Source organism: Nocardioides sp. LML1-1-1.1 (assembly GCF_040676175.1).
In the GTDB taxonomy this organism is placed as follows: Bacteria; Actinomycetota; Actinomycetes; order Propionibacteriales; family Nocardioidaceae; genus Nocardioides.
The window spans coordinates 148,681-169,500 of the sequence record NZ_JBEGHK010000006.1; the positions used below are offsets into that span (position 1 = coordinate 148,681).

Annotated in this window: 20 protein-coding genes; 19 read left to right on the forward strand and 1 reads right to left on the reverse strand. The window is 73.1% G+C overall.

What is annotated here, in order from left to right; all coding sequences use genetic code 11:
* Positions 1–22 precede the first annotated feature (22 nt).
* The 13 genes from MRBLML1_RS19885 to hemB all read left to right on the forward strand — a co-directional run bounded on the left by MRBLML1_RS19885 (position 23) and on the right by hemB (position 13,130).
* Entirely contained in the window at positions 23–1,627 is a 1,605-nt protein-coding gene (locus tag MRBLML1_RS19885; protein ID WP_364519279.1) for an AMP-binding protein, read from the forward strand.
* Entirely contained in the window at positions 1,624–1,863 is a 240-nt protein-coding gene (locus MRBLML1_RS19890) for a glutaredoxin family protein (RefSeq protein ID WP_364519281.1), read from the forward strand. The genes MRBLML1_RS19885 and MRBLML1_RS19890 overlap by 4 nt, the downstream gene beginning before the upstream one ends.
* A gap of 29 nt (positions 1,864–1,892) precedes the next feature.
* On the forward strand, positions 1,893–2,417 hold the full coding sequence (locus MRBLML1_RS19895; protein WP_364519283.1) for a hypothetical protein: 525 nt from the start codon (positions 1,893–1,895) through the stop codon (positions 2,415–2,417).
* A complete protein-coding gene (locus tag MRBLML1_RS19900; RefSeq protein WP_364519285.1) occupies positions 2,414–3,907 on the forward strand; it encodes a hypothetical protein in 1,494 nt (497 codons plus the stop codon). Before MRBLML1_RS19895 ends, MRBLML1_RS19900 begins: the two co-directional genes overlap by 4 nt.
* Positions 3,908–3,918: 11 nt before the next feature.
* Positions 3,919–4,953 (forward strand): glycosyltransferase family 2 protein, encoded by a 1,035-nt coding sequence (locus MRBLML1_RS19905; protein ID WP_364519287.1) that lies wholly within the window; start codon positions 3,919–3,921, stop codon positions 4,951–4,953.
* The gene (locus MRBLML1_RS19910) at positions 4,950–5,393 is read left to right on the forward strand and encodes a GtrA family protein (RefSeq protein WP_364519722.1); all 444 of its coding nucleotides are present in this window, start codon (positions 4,950–4,952) and stop codon (positions 5,391–5,393) included. Before MRBLML1_RS19905 ends, MRBLML1_RS19910 begins: the two co-directional genes overlap by 4 nt.
* Before the next feature lie 107 nt (positions 5,394–5,500).
* Entirely contained in the window at positions 5,501–6,202 is a 702-nt protein-coding gene (locus MRBLML1_RS19915) for a redox-sensing transcriptional repressor Rex (protein WP_364519289.1), read from the forward strand.
* On the forward strand, positions 6,199–7,506 hold the full coding sequence (locus MRBLML1_RS19920) for a glutamyl-tRNA reductase (protein WP_364519291.1): 1,308 nt from the start codon (positions 6,199–6,201) through the stop codon (positions 7,504–7,506). The genes MRBLML1_RS19915 and MRBLML1_RS19920 overlap by 4 nt, the downstream gene beginning before the upstream one ends.
* Positions 7,503–8,507: a hydroxymethylbilane synthase gene (gene hemC / locus MRBLML1_RS19925; protein ID WP_364519293.1), complete on the forward strand. Its 1,005-nt coding sequence runs from the start codon at positions 7,503–7,505 to the stop codon at positions 8,505–8,507. Before MRBLML1_RS19920 ends, hemC begins: the two co-directional genes overlap by 4 nt.
* The gene (locus MRBLML1_RS19930; RefSeq protein WP_364519295.1) at positions 8,504–10,165 is read left to right on the forward strand and encodes a uroporphyrinogen-III synthase; all 1,662 of its coding nucleotides are present in this window, start codon (positions 8,504–8,506) and stop codon (positions 10,163–10,165) included. The genes hemC and MRBLML1_RS19930 overlap by 4 nt, the downstream gene beginning before the upstream one ends.
* A 76-nt stretch (positions 10,166–10,241) precedes the next feature.
* Complete coding sequence (locus MRBLML1_RS19935; RefSeq protein WP_364519297.1) at positions 10,242–10,766, forward strand: SigE family RNA polymerase sigma factor; 525 nt, start codon at positions 10,242–10,244, stop codon at positions 10,764–10,766.
* Positions 10,763–12,121, forward strand: coding sequence for a hypothetical protein (locus tag MRBLML1_RS19940; RefSeq protein WP_364519299.1), 1,359 nt, complete (start codon positions 10,763–10,765; stop codon positions 12,119–12,121). Before MRBLML1_RS19935 ends, MRBLML1_RS19940 begins: the two co-directional genes overlap by 4 nt.
* A gap of 10 nt (positions 12,122–12,131) precedes the next feature.
* On the forward strand, positions 12,132–13,130 hold the full coding sequence (gene hemB / locus MRBLML1_RS19945; RefSeq protein WP_364519301.1) for a porphobilinogen synthase: 999 nt from the start codon (positions 12,132–12,134) through the stop codon (positions 13,128–13,130).
* 268 nt (positions 13,131–13,398) lie between these two features.
* Here the strand turns inward: hemB and MRBLML1_RS19950 are convergent, their stop codons facing one another.
* Positions 13,399–14,655, reverse strand: a complete 1,257-nt coding sequence (locus MRBLML1_RS19950) for a lytic transglycosylase domain-containing protein (protein ID WP_364519303.1) — start codon at positions 14,653–14,655, stop codon at positions 13,399–13,401.
* A gap of 312 nt (positions 14,656–14,967) precedes the next feature.
* Between MRBLML1_RS19950 and hemL the strand changes: the two genes are divergently transcribed.
* The 6 genes from hemL to ccsB are packed head-to-tail and all read left to right on the forward strand — an operon-like array spanning position 14,968 to position 20,820.
* Positions 14,968–16,281 (forward strand): glutamate-1-semialdehyde 2,1-aminomutase, encoded by a 1,314-nt coding sequence (hemL, locus tag MRBLML1_RS19955; RefSeq protein ID WP_364519305.1) that lies wholly within the window; start codon positions 14,968–14,970, stop codon positions 16,279–16,281.
* Positions 16,278–16,973, forward strand: coding sequence for a histidine phosphatase family protein (locus MRBLML1_RS19960; protein ID WP_364519307.1), 696 nt, complete (start codon positions 16,278–16,280; stop codon positions 16,971–16,973). Before hemL ends, MRBLML1_RS19960 begins: the two co-directional genes overlap by 4 nt.
* Positions 16,970–17,542 carry a TlpA disulfide reductase family protein gene (locus MRBLML1_RS19965; RefSeq protein ID WP_364519309.1) on the forward strand — a complete coding sequence of 191 codons (573 nt, stop codon included), beginning with the start codon at positions 16,970–16,972 and terminating at the stop codon, positions 17,540–17,542. The genes MRBLML1_RS19960 and MRBLML1_RS19965 overlap by 4 nt, the downstream gene beginning before the upstream one ends.
* The gene (locus MRBLML1_RS19970) at positions 17,535–18,299 is read left to right on the forward strand and encodes a cytochrome c biogenesis CcdA family protein (RefSeq protein ID WP_364519311.1); all 765 of its coding nucleotides are present in this window, start codon (positions 17,535–17,537) and stop codon (positions 18,297–18,299) included. Before MRBLML1_RS19965 ends, MRBLML1_RS19970 begins: the two co-directional genes overlap by 8 nt.
* The gene (resB, locus tag MRBLML1_RS19975) at positions 18,296–19,840 is read left to right on the forward strand and encodes a cytochrome c biogenesis protein ResB (RefSeq protein ID WP_364519313.1); all 1,545 of its coding nucleotides are present in this window, start codon (positions 18,296–18,298) and stop codon (positions 19,838–19,840) included. The genes MRBLML1_RS19970 and resB overlap by 4 nt, the downstream gene beginning before the upstream one ends.
* A complete protein-coding gene (ccsB, locus tag MRBLML1_RS19980) occupies positions 19,837–20,820 on the forward strand; it encodes a c-type cytochrome biogenesis protein CcsB (protein ID WP_364519315.1) in 984 nt (327 codons plus the stop codon). Before resB ends, ccsB begins: the two co-directional genes overlap by 4 nt.

Genomic DNA, 20,820 nt, shown 5'->3' on the forward strand with positions numbered 1-20,820 from the left:
GCGGCGTCGTAGGATCGCGCTCATGCCGTTTTCCGACGCTGCCGGGCCCGACGTGGCCGCCCTGGTGCGCTCGGCGGCCCAGGAGCACCCCGAGCGGCTCGCGGTCGTCGAGGCCGGCGGGCGCGGGCTGACCTGGGCCGGGCTCGACGACGAGGTCGGCCGGGTGGCCTCCGGGCTGGGCACGCTCGGCGTGCTCGCCGGCCACCGGGTGCTGCTCGTGCTCGGCAACCGGATCGAGTTCGTCACCACCTACCTCGGCATCCTGCGCGCGCAGGCGGTCGCGGTGCCGGTCAACCCCGGCTCCACGGTCACCGAGCTGGCCGGGTTCCTGGTCGACAGCGGCGCGCGCACGGTCGTCGCCGACGGCGAGACCCTCGCCGCGGTCCGCGAGGCGGTGAGCCGCACCGAGGTGGCGGCCGCCGCCCACGACGAGGGCCGCCCGGTCCCGCGCGTGGTCGTCGTCGGGGACGGCGCCACCCCCGCCGAGACGTCGTACGCCGACCTGCGAGCCGCAGAGGCCCGCCCGGTCCCGCCGCTGCCGGACCCGGAGAAGCTCGCGGTCCTGCTCTACACCAGCGGGACGTCCGGCCGTCCCCGTGCCGCGATGCTCACCCACCGTGCGCTGCTCGCCAACGTCGAGCAGGTGGCCGCGGTCGAGCCGCCGATGATGCACAGCGACGACGTGGTGCTCGGCGTGCTGCCGCTGTTCCACGTCTACGGGCTGGGCGCGGTGCTCGGCGGGGTGCTGCGGCACCGGGCCAAGCTGGTGCTCACCGACCGGTTCGACCCCGAGGGCACGCTGGACCTGATCGAGGACGAGGCGTGCAGCCTGGTCCCGGTCGCGCCGCCGGTGTTCGCGGCCTGGCGCGACGTCGAGGCGCTCGCCGAGCGGCTCGGCCCGGTGCGGATGATCCTGTCCGGCTCGGCGCCGCTGCCGGCGGAGGTGGTCGAGGAGTTCAGCGCGCTGACCCGGGTGCCGGTGCACCAGGGCTACGGGCTGACCGAGGCGGCGCCGGTGGTCACCACCACGCTGCTCTCGGCGTCGCCGAAGCCCGGCTCGGTCGGTGCCGCGCTCGACGGCATCGAGCTGCGCCTCGTCGACGACGAGGGCCGCCCGCTGCGCGGAGCCGAGGCCGACGACGCGGGCGAGATCCAGATCCGCGGCGCCAACCTGTTCAGCGGCTACTGGCCCGACGGCGCCGACGGCCCCGCCGACGACGGCTGGTGGTCCACCGGCGACGTCGGCTTCCTCGACGCCGCCGGCGACCTCTTCCTGGTCGACCGGGTCAAGGAGCTGGTCATCGTCTCCGGCTTCAACGTCTACCCCACCGAGGTGGAGGCCGTGCTCGCCGAGGTGCCCGGGGTGCGCCAGGTCGCGGTCCTCGGCACGCCCGACGAGCGCACCGGTGAGGCCGTGCTGGCCTACGTCGTGCCCGAGGACCCCGGCGCCGGCGCCGATGCCCTCGTGGCGGCGGTCCACGCGAGCGCGGAGGAGCAGCTCGCGCCGTACAAGCGGCCGGGACGGGTCGAGGTCGTCGAGGCGCTGCCGCGCACCGTCACCGGCAAGATCCGCAAGGGCATGCTGCGCGGCCACGAGCGCCGCCGGGCGCTGGGGATCCTCGAGTGAGCGCCCGGGTCACGCTCTACGGCCGGCCCGGCTGCCACCTGTGCGACGACGCCCGCGCCGTGATCGCCGCGGTGTGCGCCGAGCTCGGCGAGGAGTGGGTCGAGGTGTCCATCGACGACGACCCGGCGCTGGCCGACAAGTTCGCCCACGAGATCCCGGTGACCTTCGTCGACGGCAAGCAGCACGACTTCTGGCGGGTCAGCCCCGAGCGGCTGCGCCGCGCCCTCCGTCCCTGAGCCGGACGGCCGGGCTATCCTCGGCCACCATGCCCACCCCCGTCGTCGCGCCCCGGCTGCGCATCGCCGGCATCGTCGCCGGGATCCTGGTGGCCCTCGTGCTGCTCCTGCTCAGCCACGGCTTCGGGCGGGCCGTGCCGACGAACAACTACCGGCCGCTGCTCACCACCGACGCGATCGCGACGGGGTGCTTCCCGCTGCCCGGCGACGCCCGGCTCGACCTGGCCTACCAGGTCCGCCGTGACGGCGACGCCGGCGACCGGCGCCGGCTGGAGGGCCAGTACGACCTGGTGGACCGCGACGAGGCGCAGCGCCGGCTGGTGGGCTCCTTCACCGCCGTCGGCTTCCGCGCCGCCGGCACCGAGGGCGACGCGGTCGTCCTCACGAAGGGGAGCGAGCGGGTCACGGTCACGGTGACCGAGCTGCCCGGCACCAGCGCCGACACCCTCGTGCGCGGCACCTTCGTGCTCGACCTGCCCGTGGTCGCGGTGGCGCGCCCCGACGACCCGCTGTGCCGCGACCCGAAGTCGACCAAGCGGTGGGGGAAGCAGTGAACCGGCTCGCGTCGTTCGTGCACCGCCTGCCGCCCGCCCCGGTGCTGCTGGGCTGGCTGGTGGTCGCCCACGTCGTCCTCAAGGTGCTGCTCTTCCCGCTCGTGTGGAGCGCGCCGCCGCACGGCGACGAGCAGGCCTACCTCAACGGCGCGATGGCGCTGTCCAACGCGCTGCGCGACCTCTTCTCCTTCCACAGCCCCGACACCGCCGAGCTCGACCGCAACGTGGTCGCCTCCGGGTGGTTCATGCCGGGCATGTCGATCGTGGTCTCGCCGCTCTACGTCGTCCTCCCCGACGCCGGCCCGGCCCTGGTGCGCGGCTACTGCGGCCTGGTCACCCTCGCGATCTACGTCGCCGTGCTGCGCAGCGTGGTCCGGGTGCTCGGCCACCGGTGGGCCGTGGCGCTCGCGATCTTCCCCGGCCTGGTGCCGATGTGGGCGTTCTTCGGCTACGGCGCGTGGGGCGACCTCAACGCCGGCCTGGTCCTGGTGCTGGTGGTCCTGCGGCTGGTCGAGATGTACCGCACGCTGCGCCGCGGCGAGGCCCCCACGCTGCGTGACGGCCTGGTGCTCGGCCTGCTGTCGGTGGTCACGCTCTACCTGCGCTCCAGCACGTCGGTGCTGCTGCTGGGGCTGGGCGTGGTGGCGCTGCTGGCCGTCGTGGTGCTGCTGCGCGGTCGGGCCCGGCTCCGGGCGGTGGCCTCCGCCGGGCTCGCCGGGGTGGCCTTCCTGGTCCTGCTGGCGCCCTGGTCGGCGTACGCCTCGCACGTGCTGGACGCCCGGGTCGTGACGACCACGACGGTCGCCACGTCCAAGGCGAACACCTTCGGCGACCGCGAGCAGGTGTGCTTCGGCCCCTGCGACCCCGACAGCACGCTGTGGTTCCGGCCACTGCGCTACGCCCGCGAGGTCGCGCGGGCCACGGGCACCAGCGAGGTCGACGTCCTCAAGGAGATGTCGGCCTACGCGCGGCGCGACGACAGCCTCGGCGGCTACCTCGACCAGGTGGCCCACAACATGGCGGCGTACGCCCTCCAGCCGGCCGTCTTCGTCGACCACGTCGTGCCGGAGGACGGGCGCGGAGCCTTCGGCACGGCCGGCGGCTTCGTGGTGATGGGCACGACCTGGCTGGTCTACTTCCCGGCCCTCCTGCTCGTCGTGGCCGCCCTCGTCACCGTGGTCCGCCGCAGCCTCGAGGCCCGGGTCGTCGACGTCCTGCTCAAGCTGTGCCTGGGCGCGCTGCTGATCCAGCCCTTCGTCCACGTCGCCGGCGGGCGGTACTGGACGACCGCGGCGCCCTTCCTCGGGCTCCTCGCCGCGGGCTTCGTCCAGGAGCGGCTGGTCCGCACCGGGCGCCTGCCGGCGCCCGCCTCCGGGGTCGCGGGTCCCGCGGACGAGGCCGTCGCGACCTGGCTCGGCCGGGTCCAGGTGCTGCTCGCCGTCGGCGTCGCGGCGGCGCTGGTGGTGCTGCTCGTCGCCGTGGTGATCTAGGGTCGGGGCCCATGCACGACCCCGACGTCCCGGCCGCTCGCCGCAGGATCGCCTACGTCCTCCCCGTCTACAACGAGGAGGAGAACATCGCGGTCTTCCACGCGGCGCTGGTCGAGGCGACCACGCAGCGTCCGGACCTCGACTTCGAGTTCGTCTACGTCGACGACGGCTCCCGCGACGCCTCCCTGGAGCGCCTGGTGGAGCTGCGGGCCGAGGACCCCCGGGTGACGGTGGTGCAGTTCTCGCGCAACTTCGGCCACCAGCTGGCGGTCACCGCGGGCCTGGACCTGTTCGCCGACGGCGGCGCCGACGCGGTGGTCGTGATGGACACCGACCTGCAGGACCCGCCGCGGGTCAGCCTGGAGATGATCCAGCGCTGGGAGGAGGGCGTCGAGGTCGTCTACGCGCAGCGTCGTACCCGCAAGGACACGCCGTTCAAGCGGGCGACCGCGTGGGGCTTCTACTGGGCCCTCGACCGGCTCGCCTCGATCCAGATCCCGCGCAACGTCGGCGACTTCCGGCTGATGGACGCCAAGGTCGTCGCCGAGGTCTCCCGCTACCGCGAGCACGACCGGTTCCTGCGCGGCATCGTGGCACACGTCGGGTTCCGCCAGGAGGCGCTGCTCTTCGACCGCGACGAGCGGTTCGCGGGGGAGACCGGCTACCCGCTGAAGAAGATGCTCAGCTTCGCCGCCAGCGGCATCCTCGGCTTCTCCACGACGCCGCTGAAGATGATCTCGCGGCTCGGCTACGCCATCTCCCTGCTCAGCGTCCTGCTCGCGGTCTACGTGCTCTTCGTCCGGCTCTTCCGGCCCGACGAGTCGGTGCCCGGCTGGGCCTTCCTCGGGGTCGGCATGTTCATGCTGAGCGGCATCCAGCTGGTGATGATGGGCGTGATCGGCAGCTACCTGGGCCGGGTCTACGTCGAGTCGCAGGACCGGCCGCTCTACACCCTGGCCATGATCGCCCGGGACCAGTCCGCCGCCGGCACCGGTCCCCGCCGCCACCGCGACATGGGTGCGCTCGACCCGGGGGCGGAGTCCTGAGCAGCCGCAAGACCGCGGTCCGCTTCGCGGCCGTCGGCATCTGCAACACCGCGATCGACGCGGTGCTGTTCGTGCTGCTGCACGACCACCTCGGGATCACCCTGGCCAACCTGGTCTCCACCACCGCCGGGATGATCTTCAGCTTCGTGGTCAACGGGCTGTTCACCTTCAGCGCCGACAAGCTGACGGTGCGGCACGCGCTGCTCTTCCTGGTCACCAACGCGCTGGTGATGTGGGTCGCCCAGCCGCTGCTCATCCACGGCTGGCTGTGGCTGCTGGAGCAGGGGCCGGAGGTGTCCGTGGGACCGCTGTCCGCGGGCGACGTACGGATCGCGGTGGCCAAGCTCGCGGCCATCGCCTGCTGCCTGGTGATCAACTTCTTCGCCTACCGCTACGTCGTCTGGCCGGTCGAGCGCCGCGGCGAGGACGCCGCGGTGTGACCCATCTCCGGTTGCGCTCTCGCCGGTTTTGTTCTCACGTTCACAAACTCCTACAGTGATCGGGTCGCGCCCCACTGGACCGCTGGGTGCGGCTGGAAAGTGGAGCTGTGACCGCACGGAGTTCGACGGATGCCAGCCGGGTCATCCCGGAGGCCACGGTCGCCCGCCTGCCCGTCTACCTGCGGGCGCTGACGGCCCTGGCCGACAGCGGCATCCGCACGTGCTCGAGCGAGGACCTCGCCGGTGCGGCCGGCGTCAACAGCGCCAAGCTGCGCAAGGACCTGTCCTACCTCGGCAGCTACGGCACCCGCGGTGTCGGCTACGACGTCGACTACCTGCGCTACCAGATCGCCCGTGAGATCGGCGTCACCCAGGACTGGCCCGTCGTCATCGTCGGCATCGGCAACCTGGGCCACGCGCTCGCCAACTTCTCCGGCTTCCGCAGCCGCGGCTTCCGGGTCGTCGCGCTGCTCGACGCCGACCCGGCGCTCGTCGGCCAGACCGTGGCGGGTGTCCAGGTGCGCCCCTTCGCCGACCTGGAGGAGACGGTGCGCACGAACGACGTCGCGATCGGCGTCATCGCCACCCCGGCCGTCGCCGCGCAGGACGTCGCTGACCGGATGGTCGCGACCGGCATCACCAGCATCCTGAACTTCGCACCGGCCGTGCTGGCCGTCCCCGAGGGCGTCGACGTGCGCAAGGTCGACCTCTCCATCGAGCTGCAGATCCTCGCCTACCACGAGCAGCGCAAGGCCAACGGCGCCGAGTCCGCCGCCGTGGCCGTCGAGACCGACGGAGGTGCTGCATGAGCGTGCTGGTGGTGGGGATCTCCCACAACTCCGCCCCGATGGCGCTGCTGGAGAAGGTCGCGCTCGACGACGACGGCGTGCAGAAGCTGATCGCCGACTCCGCCTCGTGCGACCACGTCACCGAGGCGACGGTCATCGCGACCTGCAACCGGCTGGAGATCTACACCGAGGTCGAGCGCTTCCACGGCAGCATCGAGCAGATCTCCCGGCTCCTCGTGGACCGGGCGGGCGAGGCCACCGAGGCGATGCTCCCGCACCTCTACGTCCACTACGACGACGGCGCGATCTCGCACCTCTTCCAGGTCGCCGCCGGGCTCGACTCGATGGCTGTCGGCGAGGGCCAGATCCTCGGCCAGACCCGCGACGCGCTGCGCCGCGGCCAGGAGCTCGGCACCGTCGGGCCTGCGCTCAACCTGCTCTTCCAGCAGGCGCTGCGGGTCGGCAAGCGGACCCGCGCCGAGACCGACATCGACCAGGTCGCGCCCACCCTCGTCAGCGCCGCGCTCGACCAGACCACCGCCGTCGTCGGCCCGGTCGAGGGCAAGGACGTCGTCGTCGTCGGTGCCGGCTCGATGGCCGGCCTGGCGACCGCCACCGTGAGCCGCCTGAACGCCGGCCGGCTGACCGTCGTCAACCGCTCGGCCGACCGCGGCGAGCGCCTCGCCGACCAGTACGACGCGCACGCGGTCCCGCTCGACGAGCTCGGGGTCGCGCTGGCGCACGCCGACATCGTGATCTCCTGCACCGGCTCCTCGGGCTCGGTCATCGACACCGCCCAGGTGGCTGCCGCCCGGGCCGTCTCCGACCGCCCGCTCGCGCTGATCGACCTCGCGCTGCCGCACGACATCGACCGGGGCGTGCGCGACCTGCCGGGCGTCTCCCTGGTCGGCCTCACCGAGCTGGCGGCGGCGCTGCAGGGCAGCGCGAGCGGCCGCGAGGTGCTGGAGGTGCGCCGGATCCTCGGCGAGGAGGTCACCGCGTTCCTCGCCGCCCGTCGCCAGGCCAGCGTCACCCCGACCGTGGTGGCCCTGCGCTCGATGGCCACCGGTGTCGTCGACGCCGAGATGGAGCGCCTGGAGAGCCGGCTGCCCGACCTCGACGAGCACACCCGCGCCGAGATCCGCCACACCGTGCGCCGGGTCGCCGACAAGCTGCTCCACGAGCCCACCGTCCGGGTCAAGGAGCTCGCCAACGAGCAGGGCGCGGTGTCCTACGCCGCCGCCCTGGCCGAGCTCTTCGCGCTCGACCCCGAGGCCGTCGACGCGGTCACCCGCCCGGTCGGCGTCGAGGAGGCCGGCTCATGACCCTCCGCATCGGCACCCGCCGCAGCACGCTGGCGACCACGCAGTCCGGCCACGTCGCCGACGCGATCCGCGAGCTCACCGGCGCCGAGACCATCCTCGTCGAGATCACCACCGACGGCGACCGCAGCCAGGCCGCCGGCACCCCGCTCGCCGGGGCGCCGTCGACCGGGGTGTTCGTCAGTGCGCTGCGCGACGCGCTGCTGGCCGGCGAGGTCGACGTGGCCGTGCACTCGCTGAAGGACCTCCCGACGTACGCCGCCGAGGGGATCACGCTCGCCGCCGTGCCCCCTCGGGAGGACCCGCGCGACGTCGTCGTGGCCCGCGACGGCCTGACCCTGGGCGAGCTGCCCGCCGGCAGCCGGGTCGGCACCGGCTCCCCGCGCCGGGTCGCCCAGCTCGAGGCGCTCGGTCTCGGCGTCGAGGTCAGCGGGGTCCGCGGCAACGTGGACACCCGGATTGGCAAGGTCCGCAGCGGTGAGTACGACGCCGTCGTGCTCGCCCGCGCCGGCCTGGCCCGGCTCGGCCGGCTCGACGAGGCGACCGAGGTGCTCGACCCGCTCCAGGTGCTCTCGGCCCCCGGCCAGGGCGCGCTCGCGGTCGAGTGCCGGACCGACGACACCGCGACCCGCGCACTGCTCGCCCGGCTCGACGACGCCGGCACCCGCGCCGCCGTCACCGCCGAGCGCACCCTGATGGCCCGCCTCGAGGGCGGTTGCGCCGCCCCGATCGGTGCCCTGGCCGAGCTGGCCGAGGGCGAGGAGAGCACCGAGGTCTGGCTGCGGGCCATCGTCCTGTCCGAGGACGGTGCGCTGTCCGTGCGCCGCTCCGCCTCCGCGCCGCTGGGCGCCGACCCCGCCGAGTGGCCGGCCGCGGCCGCCGAATTGGGCGAGGCCCTGGCATCGGAGATGCTCGACGACGGCGCCGCCGAGCTCGTCCCTCCGCCCCTCCCCGGAGCGACAACCCACCCATCCGCACGATCTGCAGAGGTGCACCCCGCATGACGCGAGCCACGACAGCCGACCAGGCTGCCCCGTCTCCCGCCCCCCAGGCCAAGCCCGGTGGCGTTGCCTTCGTCGGCACCGGCCCCGGTGACCCCGACCTGCTGACAGTGCGCGCCGTCCGGCTCATCGAGGACGCCGACGTCGTCATCACCGAGGAGCCCGGTCACGCCGACCTGGTCCGTGTGGTCCGCGCCCGTGCCGCCGTCGTCGGCGACGAGACCACCGACGAGGTCGAGTTCCTCGACGGCGGCTTCGGCGAGGACGGCCAGCCGCTCACGCACGCCGCCCGCGCCAAGGTGGTCGTCAAGCAGGCCAAGCGCGGCGTGCGCGTCGTCCGCCTGCTCGGTGGCGACCCGTTCCTCTACGCCTCGGGCCCCGAGGAGGCGCAGGCCGTCGCCAAGGCCGGCATCGGCTTCGAGGTCGTCCCGGGCGTCTCGTCGGTGGGTGCCGTCCCGGCGTACGCCGGCATCCCGCTGACCACCAAGGACCACCGCGAGGTGGCCGTGGTGACCTGCGGCGACAAGGTCGACTGGAGCCGCTACGCCGACGCCCCGACCCTGGTCCTGCTCTCCGCGGTCGGCCAGATCGGCGACATCGCCAAGCAGCTGATGGCCCTGGGCCGCTCGCCGCAGACCCCGGTCGCGATGACCCGGGTCGGCACCACCACCGAGCAGCAGACGATCACCTCCACCCTGGAGCGGATCGCCGCCGACGCCCGGGCCGCCCGGGTCGCCCCGCCGGCGATCACGGTGATCGGCGCGGTCGTCGACCTGCGCGAGAAGCTGTCCTGGTTCGAGACCAAGCCGCTGTTCGGCTGGCGGGTGCTGGTGCCGCGCACCAAGGAGCAGTCCGCCTCGCTGTCCAACCGGCTGCGCGAGTTCGGCGGTGTGCCGGAGGAGGTCCCGACCATCTCGGTGGAGCCGCCCCGCAACCCCCAGCAGATGGACAAGGCCGTGCGCGGCCTCGTCGAGGGCCGCTACGAGTGGATCGCCTTCACCTCGGTCAACGCGGTCAAGGCGGTGCGGGAGAAGTTCGAGGAGTACGGCCTCGACGCGCGTGCCTTCTCCGGCCTGAAGATCGCCGCGGTCGGTGACAAGACCGCAGCCGCGATCGCGGCCTGGGGCCTGCGCGCCGACCTGGTGCCCTCCGGTGAGCAGTCCGCCGCCGGCCTGCTGGAGGACTGGCCGGAGTACGACGAGCAGCTCGACCCGATCAACCGGGTCTTCCTGCCGCGCGCCGACATCGCCACGGAGAACCTCGTCGCCGGCCTGATCGACCTCGGCTGGGAGTGCGACGACGTCACCGCCTACCGCACCGTCCGGGCCGCGCCGCCGCCGGCGCCGACCCGCGACGCGATCAAGACGGGCAAGTTCGACGCGGTCGTGTTCACCTCGTCCTCGACGGTGCGCAACCTGGTCGGCATCGCCGGCAAGCCGCACCCCTCGACGGTGATCGCGGTCATCGGCCCGGCCACCGCCAAGACGGCCGAGGAGCACGGCCTGCGGGTCGACGTGATGGCGCCGCAGCCCGACGTCGACCTGCTCGTGGAGTCCCTCGCCGGCTTCGGAGCCGCCCGCCGCGCCGCGATGCTCGAGGCCGGCGACCCGGTCACCAAGCCGAGCGACCGCAAGCCGAGCGCCCGGCGCCGCAAGGCCTGAGCCCGCGCCACCAGCGAACCCCGTGCAACCTGGCACGGGGTTCGCTGCGTTGTAGGGGGCATGGAGCGATCGACCGATGCGTGACGAGGAGACCTTCGTCGCCTTCGCGCAGGGCGCGCGGGAGCGGCTGCGCCGCACCGCCTACCTGATGTGCGGCGACTGGGACCGGGCCTCCGACCACGTGCAGGAGGGGTTGATCCGGGTCTACGTCGCCTGGCCGCGCCTGGAGAAGGCCGGGCGCGAGCACGCCTACGCCCGCAAGGCCGTGGTCAGCGCGGTGCTCGACGCCGCCCGTCGGCGCTCGAGCCGCGAGCTGGTCGTCGAGACCGGCCCGGACCGGCCCGCCGCCGGCGACCTCGCCGAGACGGTGACCGCCCGGGCGGCCCTGCTCGCGGCGCTCGCGGAGCTGCCCGCGCGGCAGCGGGCGTGCGTGGTGCTGCGCTACTTCGAGGACCTCAGCGTCGCCGACACGGCGGCCGCCCTCGGTTGCAGCCAGGGCACGGTGAAGAGCCAGACCGCCCGTGCCCTGGACCGGTTGCGCTCCCTGTTCGAGGACTCGCCGCTCGGCGAGCTGACCGTCGCAGGAGGAACGTCGTGGTGAACGAGGTGCGCGCACTGCTGCGCGAGGCGGCGCAGACGTCGCCGCAGGACGAGACCGACCTGTCGGCCGTGCTGGCCGGCGGCCGTCGGCGGGTGCGCCGTCGGCGCCTCGTCGTCGTCGGCGCGGTGGCCGCGGTCGCCGCCGCCGGCACGGCCGTGGCCGTGGTCGCCCCCGGCGGGACCGACCCCGACCGGGTGGCCGAGCACCGGGTCCCGCGCCCGGACGGCCCCGTGCTGCGGCTGTCCGACGCCGGACGTGCGGTCGCGGGCCGCGACTACGAGCGGGTGGCGGCCTTCACCAACAAGAACCTGGTGTGGAAGAACGGACGGACCTTCGACGGGGTGACCGAGGACGGGCAGATCCTCATCGTCGAGCTCGCCAACGACATCACCAACCAGGCGCGGCTCGCGCTGCGCGACCCGGCGACCGGTCGCGACGACTGGCTGCCGGACATCGCGCCCCAGCTGCGCCCGCGGCCGATCTCGCTCGGCCGGGACCGCCTGGTGTTCTCCGTCGACGAGGGCCTCGACGTGCCGCTGCGCACGCTCGTCCTCGACCGCGCCACCCGCACCTGGTCCCAGCGGACCTGGCCGGGCCTGCCCTCGTCGGAGTCCTACGCCACGGCGACGGGGCCCGACGGACGTCTCTACGTCGGCGTGCGGGCCAGTGCCGGCTCGCCGCCGCCGGGCGGCTGGCCCACCGGTCCCGACGGCGAGGCGGAGGACGCCGGCGGCGAGGGGGACACCTACGACCTGTGGTCGGTCTCGCTGACCGACTCCTCCGACGTACGGGACGAGGGGCTGCGGGTCGGCAGCTTCGACTTCACCGACACCGCGCTCGTCTGGTCCGCCGCGACCAACGGCACCAACGACCGGATCCACGTCCGCGACCTGGCCACCGGTGCCGAGCACGACTTCGACCCGCGCTCGGGCAAGCGCTGCAACCTGCTCGGCTTCAGCGCCACCGGCGACCGGATCGTGCTCGGGCAGTACTGCGGCACCTACGACGACGGCCGTGACGACCGGGTCCAGGTCCTGACCACCCAGGGCCGGACGGTCACCACCCTCCAGGGCGACTCCATCGACGGGGGGCTGGCCGACGGCGGCACCGGCGGTGGCGGCCACCTGGTGGCCGTCCAGGCCTGGTCGGGGGCGGAGGAGGGGACCTACGTCTACGACCTCGCCACCGACCGCTTCCTGCGGCTCACCGACTCGGTCTCGACGTACTCGGTCGGTGGCCCGACGCCGGCCGGCGAGCTGCTCGTCGGCACGGCCTACGGCGAGGGCAAGGCGCAGGACCCGGACCCGGGCATGGACCTCGGCTCCACCCAGACGCTGATCCGGTGGGCCTCCTAGACTCGGAGGCATGAGCGACCTCCTGCGTCCCGTGGTCCGTCCCCGCCGTCTCCGGACCACGGCGGCGATGCGGGACCTGGTCGCCGAGACCACGCTGGAGCCGCGCCAGCTGGTGCTGCCGATGTTCGTCCGGGAGGGGGCCAGCGAGCCCACCCCGATCAGCACCATGCCGGGCGTGGTCCAGCACTCCCGCGACAGCCTGCGCAAGGCGGCCGCCGAAGCGGCGGAGGCCGGGCTGCGCGGGGTGATGCTGTTCGGCGTGCCGGAGACCAAGGACGCGCTCGGCTCCGGCGCCACCGATCCCGACGGCATCCTCAACGTGGCCCTCGCCGACGTGGCCGCGGAGGTCGGCGACGCGCTGGTCGTGATGAGCGACGTGTGCCTCGACGAGTTCACCGACCACGGCCACTGCGGCGTGCTCACCCCCGAGGGCGTCGTCGACAACGACGCCACCCTGGCCCGGTACGCCGAGATGGCGGTCCAGCACGCCCGGGCCGGCGCCGGCCTGGTCGGCCCCAGCGGCATGATGGACGGCCAGGTCGCCGTCATCCGCGAGGCCCTCGACGCGGCCGGGCACACCGACGTCGGCATCCTGGCCTACTCGGTGAAGTACGCCTCCGCCTTCTACGGCCCCTTCCGCGAGGCCGTCGACAGCGCGCTCCAGGGCGACCGGCGCACCTACCAGCAGGACGGCCGCAACGCCCGCGAGGCGGTCCGCGAGCTGCTGCTCGACATCGACGAGGGCGCCGACATCGTGATGGTGAAGCCCGCCCTGGCCTACCTCGACGTGCTCCGCCAGGTCGCCGACGTCGCCGCCGAGCAGGGGGTCCCGGTCGCGGCGTACAACATCTCGGGGGAGTACGCCATGCTCGAGGCCGCCGCCGCGAACGGCTGGATCGACCGCGAGCCGGCCATCCTGGAGACGCTGACCTCGATCCGCCGGGCCGGCGCCGACATGATCCTCACCTACTGGGCCACCGAAGCCGCTCGCCTGTTGCGCGACGCCTGATCGGAATCAATCACCCCGCACCTCCCAAGGCCTGCTGCCAGGCGGACGCAGCCCTACGCAAGCCGACCGCGCTCGCGCCATGCCACGCGTCTTGCCGCCAGGCGAAGGCGGACCCTGCGCAAGCCGACCGCGGGGCCGGCAGCGTGGCGAGAGCCACGCGCCCAGCAGCTTGCTGCCGACCGCCGTGGCGAAGCCACGCTCGGCCCATCGAAAAGAGCGAGAGCCCCGGCCTGGGGGGTTGGCCGGGGCTCTCGCGAGTTGGTCGAGGCTACTTGTACGACGCCACGCAGTCCTTGTTGGCCTGCAGCGGGTTCGGCTGGGTCAGCGACCAGACCGCGCACTTGAGGGCGACCTCGAGCGGCTTGATCGCGCCGGCGAGACCGCGGACCAGGCCGTCGACCGGCTCGACACCGGTGATCGGCGCCTCGTTGTCCGGGTCGAGGACGCCACCGTCGGTGGTCAGGCCGGGGGTGGTCGGCTTGCTGCCGGGCTTGGGGAGGGTCGGGGTCGTGGTGCCGCCGCCGGGCTTGGTGCCGCCGCCGGTCGTGCCGCCGCCCGTGGTCCCGCCGCCGGTGGTGCCGCCGCCGGTCGTGCCGCCGCCGGTGGTGCCACCGCCGGAGGCGCCGCCGGTGATGCCCGAGCTGTGGCCGCGGCTCTTGGTGCCCTTCGGGCCGCCCACGTCGAAGCTCGGGGGCTCCGGCACGACGTAGCCCGCCGCGGTGGTGTTGTTGGGCACCGAGGTGAAGTCGCCCTCGAGGTAGGCGTTCATGATCTTGAGGACCAGGTCGACGTAGGCGTCGCTGTGGTTGTAGCGGTAGACCGCGGCACGCTGGCCGGCCACCGTCGACAGGTCGCCGTCGCCGGAGCAGAGGTAGACGGCCGCGGCGAGCGAGGCGTCGTCGATGTCCTGCGGGTTGCGGGCGGCGTCGTCGTCGGCGTCCACGCCGACGACCTGCCAGGTCGAGGGGATGAACTGCATCGGGCCGACGGCGCGGTCCCACTGCGTGTCGTTGTCGTAGACACCGGCGTCGGTGTCGGAGATCGCCTTGGTGTTCTTCTGGCCGTTGAGCGCGGGGCCGTAGATGCCCGGCGTGGCCACACCGTCGTCGTTGAGCACGTTGCCGCCGAAGCGACCGTGGTTGGACTCCACGCGGCCGATGGCGGCGATGAGCTGCCAGGTGATCTTGCAGGTCTTGTCGGCGGAGTTGATGACCGTCTCCGCGCGCTGGTAGGCGGCGAGCGCCGCCGCCGGGATCGCGTTGGTCGAGGCCGCGTTGACGATGCCGGCCGCGTTGCCGCCGTTGAGGCCCTCCACCTCGGCGGGGTCGGACAGGCTCGCGGGGTCCTCGATCGAGTCCTGCGGCACGCTGGTGCCGTCGGTCACCGTGCCGGGGCTCTCGGCCGCGACGACCGGAGCCGTCACACCGCCGATGCCGGCGACGGACGCCGTCCACGCAGCCGACAGCAGTGCGAGCGGAATGATGGTGGCGCCGCGCTGCAGACGCCCCAGACGCTTCCTCGACATGTCCCGTCTCTCTCCCCTGGCCGGATGGCCGGTCTCACGTGGGCCGCTCCCTCAGTGGCCCCACCCTGTGTGCCGCGCGCGACCCACCGTGGTGGGACCCCCGAATGGCACGACACCTGGAGAACGAATCGTGACACACCGACGTTACGGGTGTCACATGATCCAGCCCACAATGCGGGCGGCATGGTATGCGTCCGGCGTACGGCGGAGCCGGATCTGACATCGGGGCGGCGCGCCGCGCCCGCTTTCAGGAGCCTCTCAGGAAGGGACCGCGATGCGGGCCGGCTGGGGACGATCGGCGACAATGGCGCGGTGCCCGACCTCGTGACCACCGGCTCCGACGCCCTGTTCGCCCGGGCGCGCGCCGTGACCCCCGGCGGGGTCAACTCGCCGGTGCGCGCCTTCAACGCCGTCGGCGGGACCCCGCGCTTCATCCGCTCGGCGACCGGCCCCTGGCTGACCGACGTCGACGGCAACACCTACGTCGACCTGATCTGCTCCTGGGGGCCGATGCTGCTCGGCCACGGCCACCCGGCCGTGCGGGAGGCGGTCCAGGAGGCGGTGGCGCGCGGCACGTCGTACGGCACCCCGACGGAGGGCGAGGTGGCCCTCGTCGAGGCGATCGTGGCCCGCACCCCCGTCGAGCGGCTGCGCCTGGTCTCCTCCGGCACCGAGGCGACCATGTCGGCGATCCGGCTGGCCCGCGGGTTCACCGGTCGCGACGTGGTGGTCAAGTTCGCCGGTTGCTACCACGGCCACGTCGACTCCCTGCTCGCCGCGGCGGGCTCGGGGCTGACCACCTTCTCCATCCCCGGCACGCCGGGTGTGCCCGCCAGCTCGACGGCGCTCACCCTGGTGCTGCCCTACAACGACCGCGACGCGGTCACGGCGGCCTTCGCCGAGCACGGTGACCGGATCGCCTGCGTCATCACCGAGGCCGCACCGGGCAACATGGGCGTGGTCCCCCCGGAGCCTGGCTTCAACAAGTTCCTCGCCGAGACCTGCACCGCCCACGGCGCGCTCTTCGTCAGCGACGAGGTGATGACCGGCTTCCGGGTCTCGGCCAGTGGCCAGTGGGGCACCGACGGCAAGGTCGAGGGCTGGGCCCCGGACCTGCTGACCTTCGGCAAGGTGATGGGCGGCGGCTTCCCCGCCGCGGCCTTCGGTGGCCGCGCCGACGTGATGGCCCACCTCGCGCCGGAGGGGCCGGTCTACCAGGCCGGGACGCTCTCGGGGAACCCGGTCGCGACCGCCGCCGGCCTCGCCACGCTGAACGCCGCCACCGAAGAGGTCTACGCCCGGCTCGACGTGGTCGCCGACGCGCTGCGGGCGGGGATCGCGGAGTCCTTCACCGCCGCCGGCCTGCCGCACGTGATCCAGTCGACCGGCTCCATGTTCTCGGTGTTCCTCACCGAGGAGCCGGTGCGCGACTTCGCCCAGGCGCAGCGCACCTCCGTGCCGGCGTACGCCGCGCTGTTCCACGCGATGCTCGACCAGGGCGTGCACCTGCCCCCGTCGGCCTACGAAGCCTGGTTCGTGTCGTCCTCCCACGACGACCGTGCCGTCCAGCAGGTGCTGGACGCCCTGCCCACCGCCGCCCGCGCCGCTGCTGAGGAGATCGGATGAGCACCCCCGACACCGTCGTCCACCTGGTTCGCCACGGGGAGGTCCACAACCCTCAGGGCATCCTCTACGGCCGCCGCGACGGCTTCCACCTGTCCACCCGCGGCCGCGCGATGGCCGACCGGGTCGCCCAGGCGCTCAAGGGCAACGACATCACCGTCATCCGCTCCTCCCCGTTGGAGCGCGCCCAGGAGACCGCCGCGCCGCTCGCGACCGCCCTCGGACTGCCGATCGGCACCGAGACGCGGATCCTGGAGTCGGAGAACCGGTTCGAGGGCCGGACCTTCGGCAAGGGCAACAACGCGCTGCGCAACCCGCTGCTGTGGCGCCACCTCTACAACCCGTTCAAGCCGTCGTGGGGCGAGCCCTACAAGGCGATCGTCGAGCGGATGATGGCGGCGGTCCACGACGCCCGCCGCGACGCCGAGGGCCACGAGGCCGTGCTGGTCTCCCACCAGCTGCCGATCTGGACCACCCGGCTGGCCGCGGAGAAGCGCTCCTTCCTGCACGACCCGCGCAAGCGGCAGTGCACGCTGTGCTCGATCACCTCCTTTGGCTTCGACGGCGAGCAGCTCGTCGAGATCTCCTACGCCGAGCCGGCGCTGGACCTGATCCCGACCGGCGACATCGCGGCGCCGTTCTCCGCCGGTGACGCCCCGGAGGAGAACAAGCCGGAGGGGGCGCCGCCGGCATGACCCGCCGCGCCCGCCTCGCGGGCCTGATCGCCCCGCTGCTGCTGATGACCGCGTGCTCGGACATCGGGGGCACCGGCGACCTCGAGTACGTCGGGGGCGACGGCGGCGTCGTGGAGGTGGCGCGCGACAAGCGGCCCGACGCGGTCGAGATCAGCGGCGAGACGGTCCAGGGCAAGCCGCTCGACGTCGCCGACCTGCGCGGCAAGGTCGTCGTCCTCAACGTGTGGTGGTCCGGCTGCGGTCCGTGCCGGGCGGAGATGCCGATGCTCGTCGAGGCAGAGAAGGAGCTCGGCAAGGAGAAGGTCGCCTTCGTCGGCATCAACATCCGCGACGCGGCGCCGGAGAACGCCGCCGCCTTCGAGCGCGACCGCGGCGTCGACTACCCCTCGCTCTACGACCCGGGCAGCGAGACCCTGCTCGCCCTGGGCAAGTACGCACCGCCCTCGATGCCCGCGACGATCGTCCTCGACACCGAGGGCCGGGTCGCCGCGCTGATCAACGGGCCGATCCCGTCCAAGAGCACGCTGACGACCGTCGTCGAGGACACCCTGGCGGAGTGCGATGGGTGAGTGGTTCCGCGACCAGGCGGCCGCCGGCTCGCTGGGCCTGGCCGTGCCCGTGGCGCTGATCGCCGGGCTGGTCTCCTTCTTCTCCCCGTGCGTGCTGCCGCTGCTGCCGGGCTACCTCTCCTACGCCACCGGCCTGTCGGGAGCCGACCTCGCCGCCGGCGAGGCGAGCAACCGCCGTGGGCGGATGCTGCTCGGCTCGGTGCTCTTCGTGCTCGGCTTCGCGGTGGTCTTCGTCTTCTACGGCACCGCCTTCGGCTCGATCGGCCAGCCGCTGCGCCGCTACCAGTCCGAGCTCCAGATCCTGCTCGGTGCCGTGCTGATCGTGCTCGGCCTGGTCTTCGCCGGCGTCCTCTCGCTCTTCCAGCGCGACTTGCGGGTGCACAAGGTCCCCGCCGTCGGCCTGGGCGCGGCACCGCTGATCGGTGCGCTGTTCGCCATCGGCTGGACGCCCTGCGTCGGGCCGACGTTCGGCGTGATCCTCAACCTGACCTTCGCCGACGGCGCCACCGCTGCCCGGGGCGGCCTGCTCGCGCTGTGCTACGCGCTCGGGCTCGGGCTGCCGTTCATCGTCGTCGCGCTGCTCTACAACCGCCTCTCCCGCGCCCTGGGCTGGGTGCGCCGCCACCAGCTCGCCTTCATGCGCGTCGGGGGCGCCTTCCTCGTCGTCATCGGCGTGCTCATGGTCAGCGGCTGGTGGGACCACGCCGTGCAGTGGCTCCAGCTGCGCTTCGTCGACGGCTTCCAGGTGAGCCTGTGACCGAGGAACGCCGTCCCGGCGAGCTGAGCGCCCGGGAGCTGCTGCGCTGGACCTGGCGGCAGGTCACCTCGATGCGCACCGCGCTGGTGCTCCTGCTGCTGCTCGCGCTCGCCGCGATCCCGGGCTCGGTCATCCCGCAGGCGGGTGTCGACTCGCTGGCGGTGACCCGGTGGAAGAACGACCACCCCAAGCTCACCCCGGTCTACGAGAGGCTCGACCTGTTCTCGGTCTACTCCTCGCCGTGGTTCTCCGCGATCTACCTGCTGCTGGTGCTCTCCCTCGTGGGCTGCATCGTGCCCCGGCTCTTCGTCTACTACCGCGCCCTGCGCGCCCAGCCCCCGGTGGCGCCGCGGCACCTGGGCCGGATGCCCGTGCAGGCGTCGTACGACAGTGAGCTGGAGCCCGAGGAGGTGCTGGCCCGGGCGCGTGCCGTCCTCGGCCGGCGGCACCGGGTCCGCCCGGCGGCGGACGGTGACGACTTCGTGGCCGCCGAGCGCGGCTACGTCCGCGAGGCCGGCAACCTGCTCTTCCACCTCTCGGTGCTCATCGTGCTGGCGGGCTTCGCGGTCGGCGGGCTGTGGGGCTACCAGGGCGGCGTGATCATCACCTCGGGCTCGACCTTCAGCAACAGCCTGACCCAGTACGACGACTTCAAGCCCGGCGGCCTCTTCCGCCAGGCCCAGATGAAGGACTTCCGGTTCACCGTCGACAAGTTCGACGTCGACTGGCTCAAGTCCGGCCCGCGGGTCGGCCAGGCCCGCAAGTTCGAGGCGCACCTGAGCTACCGCGAGAGCCTGGACGGACCGGAGAAGCACTACGACCTGCGGGTCAACCACCCGCTCGAGATCGACGGCACCGACGTCTTCCTCATCGGTCACGGCTACGCGCCGGTGGTCACCGTGCGCGACGGCAAGGGCAACATCACCTACACCGGGCCCACGCCCTTCCTGCCGCAGGACGCGAGCTTCTTGTCCTTCGGCGTGATCAAGCCGCCGGTCAGCGACCCGCAGATCGGGCTGGAGGGGTTGTTCTACCCGACCTTCGACATGCGCAAGGGCGACCCGGTCACCGTCTTCGGCGACGACCTCAACCCGACGCTGTCGATGCTCGCCTACACCGGCGACCTCGGCATCGAGTCGGGGCGCTCGCAGTCGGTCTACGTCCTCGACAAGACCGACGCGACACTGGTCGAGAAGGACGGCAAGCCGATCCGGGTCGACCTGCAGCCGGGGGACACCTTCGAGCTCCCCGACAACCTCGGCTCGGTCACCTTCGACCGCGTCGACCCCTGGATCCGGGTCCAGATCAGCCAGACGCCCGGCAAGGGCGTGGCCCTCGTCGGCGTGATCCTCGCGCTGATCGGGCTGTGCGCCTCGCTCTTCATCCGCCCCCGGCGGGTCTGGGTGCGGGCGAGCCCCGGCACAATGGACGGCAACGGCGGCTCTCGGGTCGAGGTCGCCGTACTCGATCGGTCCGGCAACGGGGAGATGGACGAGATCCTCTCCACGCTGCTCGGCCAGCTCAAGGAGGTACCCCGGTGAAGGACGCCACGTGGGAGACGCTGAGCAACCAGGCGGTCGCGGTCGCCGGTCTCGTCTACTTCCTGGCCCTGCTCGTGCACCTGGCCGAGTGGGCCGCGCTGCGCCAGCCGGCCGCCGACCGGGAGCTGGTGGCCGCCGGTGACGCGCCTGCTCCGGCGGCGCCGCCGCCCGAGCGCGGTGAGCGGGTCGCCTTCCTGGGCCGGCTCGGCTTCCTGCTGACGGCCATCGCCTGTGCGGTGCACTTCGTCTCGCTCGTGGGCCGGGGCATGGCCGCGGACCCGAACCGGGTGCCCTGGGGCAACATGTACGAGTTCACGCTGACCGGCACGTTCATCGTCGCCCTGCTGTACGTCGTGCTGCACCGCCGCTTCTCGCTCGGCTGGATGGGCCCGCTCGTCGTCGGCTTCGTGGTCACCACGCTGATGGTCGCGGTGATCTGGCTGCACGACTCGGTCGCGCCGCTCACCGAGGCGCTCAACTCGCCGTGGCTGGTCATCCACGTGGTCTCCGCCGCGATCGCCACCGGCGCCTTCACCCTCGGTGGCATCGCCTCGATCATGTACCTCGTGCGGATGCGCGCCGAGCGCCGCGCCGCCGCGGCCGACCGCGAGCTCTCCGGCTGGCTGGCCCGCGTCCCGCAGCTCGACGCGCTCGACCGGCTCGCCTACCGGGTGCACGCCTTCGCCTTCCCGGTGTGGACCTTCGCGGTGCTCATCACCGGCCCGATCTGGGCGCACGAGGCCTGGTCGCGCTACTGGAACTGGGACCCCAAGGAGGTGTGGGCGTTCATCACCTGGGTCGTCTACGCCGGCTACCTCCACGCCCGGGCCACGGCCGGCTGGAAGGGCCGCCGCGCCGCGATGCTCGCCCTGGTCGGGGTCGCCACGCTGTGGTTCAACTTCATCGGGATCAACTACTTCTCGACGTCGAGCCAGCACTCGTACGCCGCCGAGCGTCCCGCCTTCCTCGCCGAGCGCTGA

Excerpts from the sequence above, each read along its gene's own strand:
- MRBLML1_RS19885 (WP_364519279.1), top strand. The coding sequence starts at position 23 with ATGCCGTTTTCCGACGCTGCCGGGCCCGACGTGGCCGCCCTGGTGCGC.
- MRBLML1_RS19895 (WP_364519283.1), top strand. The coding sequence starts at position 1,893 with ATGCCCACCCCCGTCGTCGCGCCCCGGCTGCGCATCGCCGGCATCGTC.
- MRBLML1_RS19905 (WP_364519287.1), top strand. The coding sequence starts at position 3,919 with ATGCACGACCCCGACGTCCCGGCCGCTCGCCGCAGGATCGCCTACGTC.
- MRBLML1_RS19920 (WP_364519291.1), top strand. The coding sequence starts at position 6,199 with ATGAGCGTGCTGGTGGTGGGGATCTCCCACAACTCCGCCCCGATGGCG.
- hemC (WP_364519293.1), top strand. The coding sequence starts at position 7,503 with ATGACCCTCCGCATCGGCACCCGCCGCAGCACGCTGGCGACCACGCAG.
- MRBLML1_RS19930 (WP_364519295.1), top strand. The coding sequence starts at position 8,504 with ATGACGCGAGCCACGACAGCCGACCAGGCTGCCCCGTCTCCCGCCCCC.
- MRBLML1_RS19935 (WP_364519297.1), top strand. The coding sequence starts at position 10,242 with ATGCGTGACGAGGAGACCTTCGTCGCCTTCGCGCAGGGCGCGCGGGAG.
- hemB (WP_364519301.1), top strand. The coding sequence starts at position 12,132 with ATGAGCGACCTCCTGCGTCCCGTGGTCCGTCCCCGCCGTCTCCGGACC.
- MRBLML1_RS19950 (WP_364519303.1), bottom strand. The coding sequence starts at position 14,655 with ATGTCGAGGAAGCGTCTGGGGCGTCTGCAGCGCGGCGCCACCATCATT.
- MRBLML1_RS19960 (WP_364519307.1), top strand. The coding sequence starts at position 16,278 with ATGAGCACCCCCGACACCGTCGTCCACCTGGTTCGCCACGGGGAGGTC.
- MRBLML1_RS19965 (WP_364519309.1), top strand. The coding sequence starts at position 16,970 with ATGACCCGCCGCGCCCGCCTCGCGGGCCTGATCGCCCCGCTGCTGCTG.
- MRBLML1_RS19970 (WP_364519311.1), top strand. The coding sequence starts at position 17,535 with ATGGGTGAGTGGTTCCGCGACCAGGCGGCCGCCGGCTCGCTGGGCCTG.